The organism is Emticicia sp. (genome assembly GCF_043780375.1).
Lineage (GTDB): Bacteria > Bacteroidota > Bacteroidia > Cytophagales > Spirosomataceae > Emticicia.
In genome coordinates, this window is the sequence record NZ_JAYWCU010000045.1 from 1 (window position 1) to 13,077 (window position 13,077).

The window sequence follows — 13,077 nt, forward strand, 5'->3', positions numbered from 1 at the left end:
GTTTCATCTTGACTAATCTGCTCTACCACATTGGTTTTTATCAATTTTGCTCCAAAAAAAGCATCGGCAAAAGGGTTTAATTTTGAACCCCACAAAATCGGGCGATAACGAGCTACCCCATTGAGCCAAAAGGAATTATTTGATACATAAAAGTTGCCCCGAGCATTTAAAGTAACATCATCTCTCCCATCGGACTGAAAGCCAATTTCTGCCCCATAAAATACAGTTGAAGCTCTTTTCCTTTTATATGGATTCATCAATCCTCCCAATACCAAACCACCTTTTGTTCCTGCATTGTTAGCCTCTTTTAATAAGGTTTGGTATTTTCCAACCGCATTTCCAAGATTGAGTGAAACATACCACGAGTACTGGTCTTCGAGATATTTTGGCGTTTTTTCTTGAGCAAACACATTGATAATGAACAAATTAGCCAATAAAAACAAGATTATAATTCTTTTCATACTAAGCCTTTAGCTATAAGTAATAGGCTGTAAGTAGTTAAATATAAACTAAATATACTCAGGTACTTATGCCTTATATTTTTTGTAATAATTAACATTTAAAAAATCAAAACTAACTCCTAAAATCTATTTTTTAAACCCTAAAAATCTACTTCGCAGTCAAATAAACAAACGGAACAATCATCTCTTCAATAGAAACACCTCCATGCTGAAAAGTATCACGGTAATGACTCACATAATGGTTATAATTATTTGGGTATGCAAAGAAATAATCTTCCATGGTAAAGAAATAGGCTGTCGAAATATTTGGCTTTGGAAGCATAAATGTTTCGGGTTTTCTTACTACCAAAATATGGTCAGCTTTGTCGTCGAGATTAAGGTTCTTTCCTTGTTTATAACGCAAGTTTGTATTCACATTTCTATCACCTACAATACGTTTTGGATGTTTCACTTTAATCATTCCATGGTCGGTTGTAATGACCAAACGCCCCTTTTTCTCAGCTATTTTCTTCAATAAATCTAATAAAGGTGAATGTTCCAGCCAAGATTTTGTAATCGATCGATAGGCAGATTCATCGGGAGCAAGTTCTTTTATCATGCCCATTTCCGTTCGTGCATGCGAAAGCATATCTACAAAATTATAGACGATAACGTTCAACTGATTTTTCAATAAATTATTGAAATTATCAACCAAGTTTTTACCTTGATTTGTATTTAAAATCTTATTATACGAAAAACTGATATTTAAGCGACTTTTATCAATTTGACGTTTCAAGAAATCGGCTTCGTGGTTGTTCAACGCATCTTCGTTTTCCCCTTCGTCATTTACCCAAATATCGGCGTGATATTTCGCCATATCCGAGGGCATCATTCCCGAAAAAATAGCATTGCGGGCATAAGAAGTAGCTGTTGGTAAAATAGCATAATAATTACTTTCTTCTTCAACATTAAAATATTCAGTAATTACCTCTTCTATAACTTTCCATTGGTCATAACGAAGATTATCAATTAATACAAAGAAAAGTGGAGAATCGTTTTTAACCAAAGGAAATACTTTGGTTTTCATTACCTGATGTGAAAGAATGGGCTTATCGGCTTTGGGGTCTGACAGCCAATCTTCATAGTTTTCTTCAACAAATTTGCAGAAATTTGAATTTGCCTCAGCTTTTTGCATCGAAAAAACCTCTTCCATGCTCTTATCGTCCGACTTGTCGAGTTGTAACTCCCAAAATATTAATTTTTTATAGATTTCCGACCATTCTTCATGCCCAATTCTATCATTATATTGCATTGCAAGGTTACGAAAATCTTGTTGATAGCCCAAATTCGTTTTTTCAGAAATAAGGCGTTTATTGTCCAAAATCTTCTTTACCGACAACAAAATTTGGTTCGGATTGATGGGTTTTATCAAATAATCGGCAATTTGAGAGCCAATGGCATCTTCCATTATTCGTTCTTCTTCCGACTTCGTAATCATGACAACTGGCAAGTTTGGCTTCAAAACCTTAATTTTTGAAAGTGTTTCTAAACCTGTCATTCCTGGCATCATTTCGTCCAAAAATACAACATCAAATCTCTCTGTTTCGACCTTATCAAGAGCATCAGCTCCACTCGGCACTGGCGTAACGTCGTAGCCTTTGGCTTGTAAAAAAATTATGTATGGTTTCAATAAATCAATTTCGTCGTCGGCCCAGAGGATGTTATATCGCATAATAATTGAGTTTTGTTTGGTAAGTTTTGAATATCTTACATCTAAACGGATGAAAGGGGGGTTTGTTGCTTTTTTTGTAAATGAAGAATTTTACAATGAATAATTATTTGCCATAAATCATTAGATATCAATGATTTATGCTCATTTATTTATACAAATATTATCCAAATACCTAACAGCTGATCTAAGCAAAATCTATCAGAATAAACTATATATTCTTATTCAATTCTTCTAAATCTTCTACTGTGTCCACGCCAAAACTTTCATATTCCGTTACAATCGCATAAACTTTATACCCATAACCTAACCACCTCAATTGTTCCAGTTTTTCGGTATTTTCTAGAGGAGATGTTGGTATGTGTGAAATTTGCTCCAAAACATCACTTCGGTAAGCATAAATACCAATATGCTTATAAAAATCGGCATGGTCGAGCCATGTTTCTGGTTCGTAGCCACGCACATATGGAACAGTTTGTCGACTAAAATACAAGCACTGTTTTCGCATAGTAAGTACTGCTTTTACCACATTTGGGTCGAAAAGTGTTTTATAATCTTTGATTTTTTTTACGGCAGTTGCAACCTCCGTTTTAAAATCAAGAAGCATGGTTAATTGGTCAATAATCTCAGGCTCAATGAAAGGTTCATCACCCTGAATATTGATTACATAATCATACTTACTCCCTCCACCAGATTTCTGAAAAGCCTCAAAACAGCGATCAGTACCACTCGGATGGTTTTCGGAAGTCATTACTGCATCACCTCCAAATGAAAGTACATGGCTCAATATTCGAGCGTCGTCGGTGGCAACTACAACTTTGTGAAGGTTTTTTGCTTTAAGTGCCTGTTCATACACTCGCTGAATCATACTTTTGCCCCCAATATCGGCCAATGGCTTGCCTGGAAAGCGACTCGAAGCGAATCTTGCTGGAATAATTCCAAGAATTTTCATGGGTTTTGTTGCTGTTGATTGGGCGAATTTACACGAAAAAAAAAATATATACGTTAATCTGTCGCAGAATCATTAAATTTGCATGAATTTTGTTGTTTAGTGATAGGTTTTAGGCAAAAGACTCTATATTTTTTTGTATGAAAACTCCCAGACCAAAGCATATAGCTATTACTATTTTGCATTCATCACAATCTTTTGATTAAAATATGTTAAGATATTTTTGCCTAACGGCAGTTTTTGTGCTTTTCCTGACAAACGCTTTCAGTACACCTCTTGATTCTCTTGGAATTGAGAAAAAAAATGGAAAAACCTTTGTTCAACATAAGGTTGAGCAAGGCGAAACGCTTTACTCAATTTTGAAGCGATATAACTGTTCCGAAAAAGACTTTTTCGAGGCAAACACCAGTTTCAAGAAAGGCGATATTATCGGTGCTGATCAAGTAATTGAAGTACCTATCAAAGGCAAAACCAAGAGTATTCCACGCCCAAGGGTTGTAGAAATTATTTCTGCTACTCCAACCGAAACTCGCCCCAAAGGAACAGTAGATCAAAATGGCATTGAAATAGTTGATGTTCCTGAAGCAACACCTAAAGAAACCGAACCAACTGAACAAAAACAACCGTTGCCCACAGACCCAGTTGATAGTTCAAAAACCATCTTAACAAAGAAAGATTTACCTAAAAAAGTTGTTCCTGCAAAAATACCTCTTAAAGGTAAAAACCATGTAGTTATGTCTGGCGAAAATCTTTTTGCTATTGCCAAAAGTTATGGTTTGAAAGCTTGGCAACTTAGAGAGTGGAATAATCTTAAAACTGACGCTCTACGCATCAATCAGGTATTAATTGTAGAAAAACCCGTAAATTTTGTAGCAAAAACAGTCAAAAAAGATACTTTAAAACCAAAACCTGTACAGATACAAGCTCCTGCAGGTGATGTTGGTAAAGAAAAAAGTACAACAATTATCCATAAACCTGTAACTAATAAGCCTCAAGCACCTGTGCCAAATGCACCTGGTGGGAAGAAATTTTCAGAGCAGGGCATTGCCGAAGTGATTGATGCTGGTGCAACAACTAACAAATTTTTGGCTCTACACCGTACTGCTCCCGTGGGTACACTTATAAAAGTTGCCAATCAAGCCAATGGGCAAAGTGTTTGGGTAAAAGTAATTGGAAAATTAAGCAGTTCGGGCGATGTAATCATCAAAGTTTCACCAAAAGCATTTGAAAAATTAGCTCCCCGAGACAAACGAATCAGAGCCGAATTAAGTTATAGTGTAAGTAATTAGTCGATAGTTTTACTTTTTTATCAATCAAATCATTTATCAAAAAAAGTCTATGCAGACTAAATCAAAAATCTGGACGGTTGTTTTCGCCATTTTATATCCTTTTATTACTGTCTTTGGTTTTCTATTTACAGCGATTTTGGCTGTTTTTTCATGGATTTCAAATGCTTTGGTTTTTTTATTGAAGAAGATAAAATAGACTATAAATACAACGGATTTCGTAATCCGTTATGGTCGAGAAAAAAAGGATTAAAAATCCGTTATCCGTTAAATTTTAATTACTTTAAATGTCCCAATTAGTTGTTGATTTGCTCAATGAAAAATACGAGTTGTTTAATCAACCCAATTTTATTCCGCACGACCCTATTAGTATTCCGCACCAATTTAGCAAAAAACAAGACATCGAAATTACAGGTTTTATCGCTGCAACACTCGCTTGGGGACAACGTAAAACAATTATTAATAAATGCAATGAGCTAATCGGTTTGATGGATAATGCTCCATTCGATTTCATCAAAAATCACCAAGATTCTGACCTCAAACGATTTCTTGCCTTCAAACACCGTACTTTCAACGCTACCGATACGCTTTATTTTATTGAGTTTTTCAAAGATTTTTATGCTAAAAACGATTCTTTAGAAAATGCTTTTCTTGTAGGCTTAACAGTTGCGGGCGGCGTTCCGCATGATCAAAATATTAAAGTCGGTTTACAAAATTTTCAGCAAATATTTTTTAGTTTGGATGATTACCCAGTTCGTACACACAAACATGTGGCTACGCCTGCCCGAAATTCTTCATGCAAACGTATCAATATGTTTTTGCGTTGGATGGTCAGAAAAGACAATAAAGGTGTTGATTTTGGAATTTGGAACAAAATAAAAACATCGCAGCTGGTTTGTCCCTGCGATGTTCATGTTGAGCGTGTTGCCCGAAAATTAGGATTGATTACTCGTCCAAAAGTTGATTGGCAAACTGCCGTAGAATTGACTCAAAACCTAAAGCAACTCGACCCAAACGACCCTGTAAAATATGATTTTGCCTTGTTTGGGCTTGGCGTGGAAGGCTATCTCTAACAAAAAACCTGCAAGGTTTAAAGCATTATAAACCATATTTATCAATCAAATAAATCAAAGCTGCCATTGATGCAGCACCAAGATTTAGTTCTCTTTCGTTTACTGCCTCCAATTTATCGGTTTGAGCATGATGAAAATCGAAATATCGTTGCGAATCTGGTTTGAATCCTATCAATAAAGTACCTTGCTGACCTAATGGCCCAATATCTGCACCGCCACTTCCTCTGCCAATTTCATTCAATCCATACTCGGCAAGTAACTTTTTATAGACAGTGATTTTAGCAATTTGTGCGTCTGTTCCAACCATTCCAAAACCTCTTGGTGTAAATCCGCCATTATCCGATTCTATGGCTGCAATGTGTTTTTCGTTGTTTTGCTTCGCCAAATCGGCATACTTTGTACCGCCACGAAGACCATTTTCCTCATTCATAAACATTACTGCCCGAATGGTGCGTTTCGGTTTAATCCCCAAGGCTTTCAAAACCCGCAAAACTTCGATTGACTGCACACAACCAGCACCATCATCTTGAGCACCTTCTGCCAAATCCCACGAGTCGAGGTGTCCGCCCACCACAATGATTTCGTCTGGCTTTTCACTTCCTTTAATTTCACCCACTACATTATGAGAAGGTGCATCGGGCAAAGTTTCGCAATTTTGTTTAAAATAAAACTGTGTTTTTGGATTTTCTTGAAGTATTTTACTTAATAAATTTGCTCCATTGGTGCTAATTGCCGCCGTCGGAATCATCGGAACTCCAGTAGCGTAACGCATTCCACCCGTGTGTGGATTATCGTCTTGCAAGGTTGTCAATGAGCGAACGATTGCTCCTACTGCACCATATTTTGCAGCTTCCGACGCCCCTCCGCCCCGTTGATTGTTTGCTCCTGCATACGCTGCAAAAGTATTTGTTTTGGTAGCATCCATCGGGCGATTAAATAATACTATCTTTCCTTTTACTTTTTCAGTACCGAGGGTTTTTAGTTCTTCAAAACTTTTTACTTCAATTATTTCTGCCTTAATTCCAGCAATTGGCGTAGCAACAGAGCCCCCCAAAGCTACAATTGGTACTTTTATTTTTTGCTTACCACTTTCAATATAAGCCTCTTCTTTTTTCCCACGAACCCAATGTGGCACCATTACATCTTGCAAGAAAACCTTGTCGAATTGATAGCCTTCCATTGTTTTTTTTGTGTATTGCACTGCTTTAGCAGCTCCATCTGAGCCACTTAGTCTTGGCCCAATACTTTTGGTTAGATAAGTAAGTGTTTTATAAGCCTCACCTTTGGATAAAACGGCATCAAAGATTTTCTTGATAACTACTGAGTCGCTTTCTTGAGAAAAAGCAGAAAATGAGAAGAAAAGTAAGTAAATAAAGTATTTTTTCATGTTTTTTTTAGTTTGAATTTGAAGTGTTTTAAATAAACGGGATACAAACCCATCTTACGCAAAATATGTGCCTTTGTCAATTTCGATGATATAACTTTTACCACCAACTTTTTCGATAGCTTCGGCAACTTCTTTGGCATTTTTTGGAGCATACACAAACATACATCCTCCTCCACCCGAGCCGTTTATTTTTCCTCCTAAAGCACCTGCATCCATTGCGGCGGTAAGCATTCTTTCTATTTTTGGAGTTGAAATTTGTAGCACATCTCGCAAAATACTGTGGTGTTCGAGTAATAATTTCCCTAAAACCTCATCAGTCATTTCATTTGTTTTGAAAAGTTGCAAGGCTTCTCGCAAAATATCTCGGTTACGAAGTGTTCCGACCAATAAAGTATACTCGTCTTCGTTTAAAATGACTTGTAAATTTTCTTTCTCGCTTGAATCAAAATCATGTAATGAGAAAGTTGGAAGATGAAGTCTAATTTTATCAATCAATGACAAACGGTCGAATTTTGCTCGTTTTAATACGCCAATTGTATCTTTTGGTTCGCACGAATCAGCCAAAACAAATGCTCCAAGATTGGGCTGAAGAGCTTCAGCAGTTGTTTTTGGGTCAAATTCGAGATAAACTACTTTGCCGATTGCCGTAGAAAGATGATCCATCATGCCACCTGGCTCATCAAATTCAACAATTTCTGCTTGAAATGCCATTTCACCTAATTCCTTTGCTGAAAAATCTCTTGGAATATCCGCCATTTTAGACAAAAAATGTATCCAAGTTACCAATAATGCCGACGAACTCGAAGTCCCCGAATTAATTGGAATATTCCCTCGAACAGTACATTCCAAGCCTTTCGAGAAAGTTAAACCCTTATCTATCAATATATTATAGCCACTTCTAAAATAATCTCTTTTCTGCTCATAAGTCATTCTTTTCTCCGAAACTTCCATTGTCAGTTTAGACTTAATATCAGGTAAATGAATAATGATTTGCTTGTCGGTACGATGCTCTCCTGTCATTTCGACTCGGCGAGAAATGGCTGCTGCAATAACTGGTAAGCCAAGGTAATCTTGGTGTTCGCCAAAAAGACAAATTCTTCCAGGGGTTGAAATGGTTAGCATTCGGGTTTATATAGTTGTTGATAAGAGAACTCGTAAAAATAATAAAAAAGCCTTGTCAAAATGGATTAACAAGGCTTTTTCTGAAAAATCTTAAAATATTATGCTTGTGCTGGTTTATTATTTTTTTGCCAGAAAAAGAGAATAAGAAAAGCTACAACTAATATTGCAGGAAAAATAGTCATTGTACTTAGGGTTGCTTGTCCAGCAGCCAATTCCATTTCATCGCCTACTTTTCCAAGTGCAGTTTGTTCTGCTTTGTCAGAATCAATCCAACGACCAATAATTGGCTGGAAAATTGAGGTTGAAAACATACCAACGCCACCCAAAATCGACATTCCTAATGCACCACTCAAAGGCACTTTTTCGGCAATGAAACCAATCATATTGGGCCAAAAAAGAGCTACTCCACAAGCAAAGAAAATAGCAGATACATAAACCATCGGCCCTGTTTGTGTACTAAACAAATATACGCCAATAGTTGCCAAAACTGCCGAACCTAACAAAACACCAGTTTGGTCAAACTTTTCAACAATTGGTCCTGCAAAATATCTAATTACTGCCATTAGGCCAGTTACTAATGCTAAAATAAGCATAGGGCTTGCACCTGATTTACTCATAATTAAGCCTGTCCATTGTTGTGGACCAAACTCCGAAATTGCTGTAAGTGCCATGCAACTGAACATGAATAAGTATAGAACTCCAAATGATAAATAAACACCAATTAGAGCTAATATCAAACCTCCGTAATAAAAATATTGGCTATATTCAGTAAAAAAGTTAGTATATCCTAAAATACCACTTAAATAAGGAACAAGAGTTAAAACTGCTGAAACAATAAATAATGGCATTGCTTTTTTGAGCGAAGCGTTTACCTCAGTTCCAACACTACTATTTGATTTTGGAAACTCTTGTCCCCAAAACAAATAAGCATAGATTAAGGTTGGAATCAAAATCAACCAGATTTGTGGTTGCCATCCTAAATTAGCATCAGTCATAAATTTTGACAATAAGCTACCTACCACGATTCCGCCAGGAAACCACATGTGAAAGCGGTTTAACATTTTGCTCATTTGTGAACCAGAATATGCATCAGCAATCATTGGATTACAAGCCGCTTCTGTACAGCCATTACCAATTCCAATCAAAAAAGTTGAAATTAAAAGACCAGTGTAACCTCCAGAATAAATTGTTAAAAGAATACCCAAAGCATGACATGCGAAGGCAATCATCATGATTTTTTTAGGTCCAACAGTATGGTAAACAAGTCCGCCAATAATCATGGCGATTGGGAAACCCAAAAACCACATTGAATTGATAAATCCAAGTTGTTCGGCCGATAAATTAAAGTCAGTAGCTAATTGTGGTAAAATTCCTGCTCGAATACTAAATGAAAAGGCAGTTGTGATAAGTGCAAAGCAACTACCAAGAAAAAGACGATTTTGATTGACCATATTATTAAAGAGGTTTGAGGGTTTTGAATAGATTGAAGTGTAAAAATAGGTTAATTATAATTTTTCCAAAAGAAAATTTCATTTTTAATTGTTGGTTCGACACTTTTTCAGAAATTTGGAGGAAAATAGTTAGCAAATTAATTAGCCACGAAGACACAAAGGCACAAAGTCGGCATACTTGCCCGATTTATTCAACATTAAACATTAATCATTAAATCAAACTATGGCTCGTAAAATCAGAATAGGAATGGTGGGTGGTGGACGAGGGGCATTTATTGGTGCCGTTCATCGTACTGCTGCTGCCATTGATGGCGAAATCGAATTAGTATGTGGGGCATTTAGTTCAACCCCTGAAAAATCAAAAGCATCGGGTGAAGATTTGATGATCTCATCTGACCGTTGTTATGGCGATTTCACCGAAATGATTCAAAAAGAAAATCTCCGTGAAGACCGCATGGATGCGATTTCAATTGTTACACCCAATCATATGCACTTTGCTCCTGCAAAAATGGCATTAGAAAATGGTTTTCATGTTATTTGCGATAAACCCGTAACATTTACGCTTGCGGAAGCAGAAGAATTGAAGACACTTGTAGAAAAAACAGGCTTAACTTTTGCTCTTACTCATAACTACACAGGTTATCCAATGGTGAAACAAGCCCGTCATTTAGTGCAAAGTGGGGCTTTGGGCAAAATTCGCAAAGTAGTTGTAGAATATCCGCAAGGCTGGCTGTCATTTTTGGAAGAAAAGAAAGGTTATAAGCAAGCCGAATGGCGAACCGACCCTGCACGTTCGGGCATTGCGGGTGCAGTTGGCGACATTGGTACACACGCCGAAAACTTAGCAGAATACATAACAGGCTTAAAAATTACCGAAATGTGTGCCGATGTTAGTACGTTTGTAGAGGGACGTTTGCTTGACGATGATGCAAATATTTTACTTCGCTTTGATAATGGAGCAAAAGGAATTTTGCATTGCAGCCAAATTTGTAATGGTGATGAAAATAATTTGAATATCAGAATTTCGGGCGAATTGGGTAGTTTACAATGGTTTCAGATGGAGCCTAACTCGCTTTATCATCGAACGCAAACTTTTTCAAAAACTTATCGCCCATCGGTAGGTGAGTTGTGTGAAGAAGCTAAAGCCAGCATTCGGCTTCCAGCAGGGCATCCAGAAGGCTATTTAGAAGCATTTGCCAATATTTACAAAAACTTTGCACGAACAGTTCGTAAAAGAATGAACGGTGAAGAGCCAACTGCACTCGACCTCGATTTTCCAACAATAGAAGACGGAATTAGAGGCATGCAGTTTGTGGAAACGGTTATAGCTTCTGGGAAGAGTAGCGATAAGTGGATATCCCTAACCTCTAAAGGGTAGTTTTAAAAAAATATTTTTAAATTTAAGGGTAAAAATAATTAATCAAAGTTTTTCACTATAAAAAATCAAAATCTCCCTTTAGGGGTTAGGGGTATGAAAACAATCAAAGGACCAGCAATATTTCTTGCTCAATTTATGGGCGATGAAGCACCATTCAATTCGTTAGATACCATTGCCGACTATATGGCAGGTTTGGGCTATAAAGGTCTGCAACTCAATGCGTGGGATTCACGCGTGATTGACCTACAAAAAGCAGCCGAAAGTAAAACTTATTGCGATGAACTAAAAGGCAAATTGAAAGACAAAGGCTTAGAAATCACCGAGTTATCGACTCACCTTCAAGGGCAATTGATAGCTTCGCATCCAACCTATAATGCCATGTATGATGCTTTTGCACCAGCCGAAGTTCATGGAAATGAACCAGAACGCAGGGTATGGGCAGAACAACAATTACGTTGGGCAGCTAAGGCTTCACAAAACCTTGGATTAAAAACTTCAGTTGGGTTTTCGGGGGCATTGGCTTGGCCTTTTTTGTACCCTTGGCCGCAACGCCCGAGTGGTTTGATAGAAACAGCATTTAAAGAATTGGCTCGTCGTTGGAAACCTATTTTGAATTATTATGACGAATGTGGCGTAGATTATTGCTACGAACTGCATCCAGGTGAAGATTTGTATGATGGTACAACTTTCGAGATGTTTGTAGATTATTTGCAAGGGCATTCTCGTGCTTGTATCAACTACGACCCAAGTCATTTTGTATTACAATGCCTTGATTATCTGGCATTTATAGATTTATACCACGATAGAATTAAGGCTTTCCACGTAAAAGATGCTGAGTTTAATCCTTCGGGCAAACAAGGTGTTTATAGTGGCTACGCTGGTTGGGCAAATCGTGCAGGACGTTTCCGCTCATTGGGCGATGGTCAGGTGGATTTCAAAGGAATTTTCTCAAAACTTTCTCAATATGATTATGATTCTTGGGCAGTTTTGGAGTGGGAATGTTGCGTGAAATCATCAGAACAAGGTGCTGCTGAAGGAGCTCCATTCATCAAAAACCATATTATTGAAGTGGCAACTCGTGCTTTTGATGATTTTGCAGCTACGGGTGCTGACGAAAATGTAAATCGCAGAACCTTAGGAATTTGATAGTTTTTATCTCGTTATTATGTCAATTGGTAGAGACGTAACACCTTTACGTCTGTTATTGCGAATTGTGGCTATTATTTGAAGAAAATAATAATAATTTTGTCTATTATTACAAAAACACTTGTGATAAATCTTACAATATTTATATCAATTATTATCAATAACTAACGTAAAGGTGTTACATCTCTACAAAATCATTTAATTTCAACCTCAATCTTACAATGAAAATAATCTCAAAAATTCTCGTTCTTAGTTTATTATTTGCCTCTGCAAGCTATGCCCAAAAGAAAGGTAAATGGGTAAAGCTAACTGATGGAAAAACGTTTACAAATTGGCATGTTTATAATAAAGCTGGACAGCCAATGTCAGACAAATGGGCAATCGTAGATGGTGCAATAACCTATGTACCAAAAGGCAAGGGTAACTCACAATCAGATGACCTTATTTCGGACAAAGAATATGAAAATTTTGTATTGGAACTTGACTGGAAAATCTCAGAGGGTGGTAATAGTGGTATTTTTTATGGTGTTCATGAAGAAGCTAAATACAAAGTTCCATATTTGACAAGTCCCGAAATTCAGGTACTTGACAATGAGCGTCACCCAGATGCAAAAGCAGGAAAAAATGGCAATCGCAAGTCGGGTTCGTTATATGATATGATTCCCTCAGCATCAGTTTCAAAACCTGCGGGCGAATGGAATCATGTAAAAATAATGAAAGATAAAGGCGAAGTAACTGTTTGGCAAAATGGAGTAAAAGCAGTATCGTACAAGACCGAAGGAGCAGTTTGGGAAGATATGGTTGCCAATAGTAAATTTAAAGGTTGGGAAGGGTTCGGTAAATATCCGAAAGGACATATTGGTTTACAAGACCATGGAAATCCAGTTTCGTTCAAAAAAATTCGCATAAAAGAATTATAGGAATATTTCTCTAAAAAAACCAAAGCATCTACCTCTTCAAAAAAGGTAGATGCTTTTTTTATAGACTTAACTTTTTCTCAAAGAAAAAATATCGAATAGCATCATTTAACCTCCCCTATTATTGCACACCTAAATATCTAAATTTAGCACCCTGATAGATTTTGTCTTGTCCTGAAATAGGTTTACACAAATTTAT

Annotated in this window: 12 protein-coding genes; 6 read left to right on the forward strand and 6 right to left on the reverse strand. The window is 36.9% G+C overall.

Going from position 1 to position 13,077, the window contains the following annotated elements:
• The 3 genes from ACH2CJ_RS03095 to kdsB all read right to left on the reverse strand — a co-directional run.
• Nucleotides 1-461 (reverse strand): hypothetical protein (locus tag ACH2CJ_RS03095; RefSeq protein ID WP_394990637.1); only part of this gene is annotated, 461 nt, incomplete at its 3' end.
• 148 nt (nt 462-609) lie between these two features.
• Complete coding sequence (locus ACH2CJ_RS03100) at nt 610-2,172, reverse strand: PglZ domain-containing protein (protein ID WP_394990639.1); 1,563 nt, start codon at nt 2,170-2,172, stop codon at nt 610-612.
• 208 nt (nt 2,173-2,380) lie between these two features.
• Nucleotides 2,381-3,121 (reverse strand): 3-deoxy-manno-octulosonate cytidylyltransferase, encoded by a 741-nt coding sequence (gene kdsB, locus ACH2CJ_RS03105; RefSeq protein WP_394990640.1) that lies wholly within the window; start codon nt 3,119-3,121, stop codon nt 2,381-2,383.
• Nucleotides 3,122-3,327: 206 nt separating this feature from the next.
• Here kdsB and ACH2CJ_RS03110 point away from each other — a divergent pair, with 206 nt between their 5' ends.
• The 3 genes from ACH2CJ_RS03110 (at nt 3,328) to ACH2CJ_RS03120 (ending at nt 5,477) form a co-directional block, all read left to right on the forward strand.
• Complete coding sequence (locus ACH2CJ_RS03110) at nt 3,328-4,407, forward strand: LysM peptidoglycan-binding domain-containing protein (protein WP_394990642.1); 1,080 nt, start codon at nt 3,328-3,330, stop codon at nt 4,405-4,407.
• 49 nt (nt 4,408-4,456) lie between these two features.
• A complete protein-coding gene (locus tag ACH2CJ_RS03115; RefSeq protein ID WP_394990643.1) occupies nt 4,457-4,603 on the forward strand; it encodes a hypothetical protein in 147 nt (48 codons plus the stop codon).
• A gap of 88 nt (nt 4,604-4,691) precedes the next feature.
• Nucleotides 4,692-5,477 carry a TIGR02757 family protein gene (locus tag ACH2CJ_RS03120; RefSeq protein WP_394990644.1) on the forward strand — a complete coding sequence of 262 codons (786 nt, stop codon included), beginning with the start codon at nt 4,692-4,694 and terminating at the stop codon, nt 5,475-5,477.
• A 25-nt stretch (nt 5,478-5,502) separates the two neighbouring features.
• Here the strand turns inward: ACH2CJ_RS03120 and ACH2CJ_RS03125 are convergent, their stop codons facing one another.
• The 3 genes from ACH2CJ_RS03125 to ACH2CJ_RS03135 form a co-directional block, all read right to left on the reverse strand.
• On the reverse strand, nt 5,503-6,864 hold the full coding sequence (locus tag ACH2CJ_RS03125; protein WP_394990646.1) for a M20/M25/M40 family metallo-hydrolase: 1,362 nt from the start codon (nt 6,862-6,864) through the stop codon (nt 5,503-5,505).
• A 54-nt stretch (nt 6,865-6,918) separates the two neighbouring features.
• The gene (locus ACH2CJ_RS03130) at nt 6,919-7,986 is read right to left on the reverse strand and encodes a mevalonate kinase (RefSeq protein ID WP_394990648.1); all 1,068 of its coding nucleotides are present in this window, start codon (nt 7,984-7,986) and stop codon (nt 6,919-6,921) included.
• Nucleotides 7,987-8,084: 98 nt separating this feature from the next.
• Nucleotides 8,085-9,437: an MFS transporter gene (locus ACH2CJ_RS03135; RefSeq protein WP_394990650.1), complete on the reverse strand. Its 1,353-nt coding sequence runs from the start codon at nt 9,435-9,437 to the stop codon at nt 8,085-8,087.
• Nucleotides 9,438-9,660: 223 nt separating this feature from the next.
• Between ACH2CJ_RS03135 and ACH2CJ_RS03140 the strand changes: the two genes are divergently transcribed.
• From ACH2CJ_RS03140 to ACH2CJ_RS03150, 3 genes are all read left to right on the forward strand, one after another.
• Nucleotides 9,661-10,815, forward strand: coding sequence for a Gfo/Idh/MocA family protein (locus ACH2CJ_RS03140; protein ID WP_394990651.1), 1,155 nt, complete (start codon nt 9,661-9,663; stop codon nt 10,813-10,815).
• A 93-nt stretch (nt 10,816-10,908) separates the two neighbouring features.
• On the forward strand, nt 10,909-11,961 hold the full coding sequence (locus tag ACH2CJ_RS03145; RefSeq protein ID WP_394990653.1) for a sugar phosphate isomerase/epimerase family protein: 1,053 nt from the start codon (nt 10,909-10,911) through the stop codon (nt 11,959-11,961).
• A gap of 221 nt (nt 11,962-12,182) precedes the next feature.
• Nucleotides 12,183-12,881 carry a DUF1080 domain-containing protein gene (locus ACH2CJ_RS03150; protein ID WP_394990655.1) on the forward strand — a complete coding sequence of 233 codons (699 nt, stop codon included), beginning with the start codon at nt 12,183-12,185 and terminating at the stop codon, nt 12,879-12,881.
• Nucleotides 12,882-13,077 lie beyond the last annotated feature (196 nt).

Excerpts from the sequence above, each read along its gene's own strand:
- ACH2CJ_RS03100 (WP_394990639.1), bottom strand. The coding sequence starts at position 2,172 with ATGCGATATAACATCCTCTGGGCCGACGACGAAATTGATTTATTGAAA.
- ACH2CJ_RS03125 (WP_394990646.1), bottom strand. The coding sequence starts at position 6,864 with ATGAAAAAATACTTTATTTACTTACTTTTCTTCTCATTTTCTGCTTTT.
- kdsB (WP_394990640.1), bottom strand. The coding sequence starts at position 3,121 with ATGAAAATTCTTGGAATTATTCCAGCAAGATTCGCTTCGAGTCGCTTT.
- ACH2CJ_RS03145 (WP_394990653.1), top strand. The coding sequence starts at position 10,909 with ATGAAAACAATCAAAGGACCAGCAATATTTCTTGCTCAATTTATGGGC.
- ACH2CJ_RS03115 (WP_394990643.1), top strand. The coding sequence starts at position 4,457 with ATGCAGACTAAATCAAAAATCTGGACGGTTGTTTTCGCCATTTTATAT.
- ACH2CJ_RS03120 (WP_394990644.1), top strand. The coding sequence starts at position 4,692 with ATGTCCCAATTAGTTGTTGATTTGCTCAATGAAAAATACGAGTTGTTT.
- ACH2CJ_RS03140 (WP_394990651.1), top strand. The coding sequence starts at position 9,661 with ATGGCTCGTAAAATCAGAATAGGAATGGTGGGTGGTGGACGAGGGGCA.
- ACH2CJ_RS03150 (WP_394990655.1), top strand. The coding sequence starts at position 12,183 with ATGAAAATAATCTCAAAAATTCTCGTTCTTAGTTTATTATTTGCCTCT.
- ACH2CJ_RS03110 (WP_394990642.1), top strand. The coding sequence starts at position 3,328 with ATGTTAAGATATTTTTGCCTAACGGCAGTTTTTGTGCTTTTCCTGACA.
- ACH2CJ_RS03130 (WP_394990648.1), bottom strand. The coding sequence starts at position 7,986 with ATGCTAACCATTTCAACCCCTGGAAGAATTTGTCTTTTTGGCGAACAC.
- ACH2CJ_RS03135 (WP_394990650.1), bottom strand. The coding sequence starts at position 9,437 with ATGGTCAATCAAAATCGTCTTTTTCTTGGTAGTTGCTTTGCACTTATC.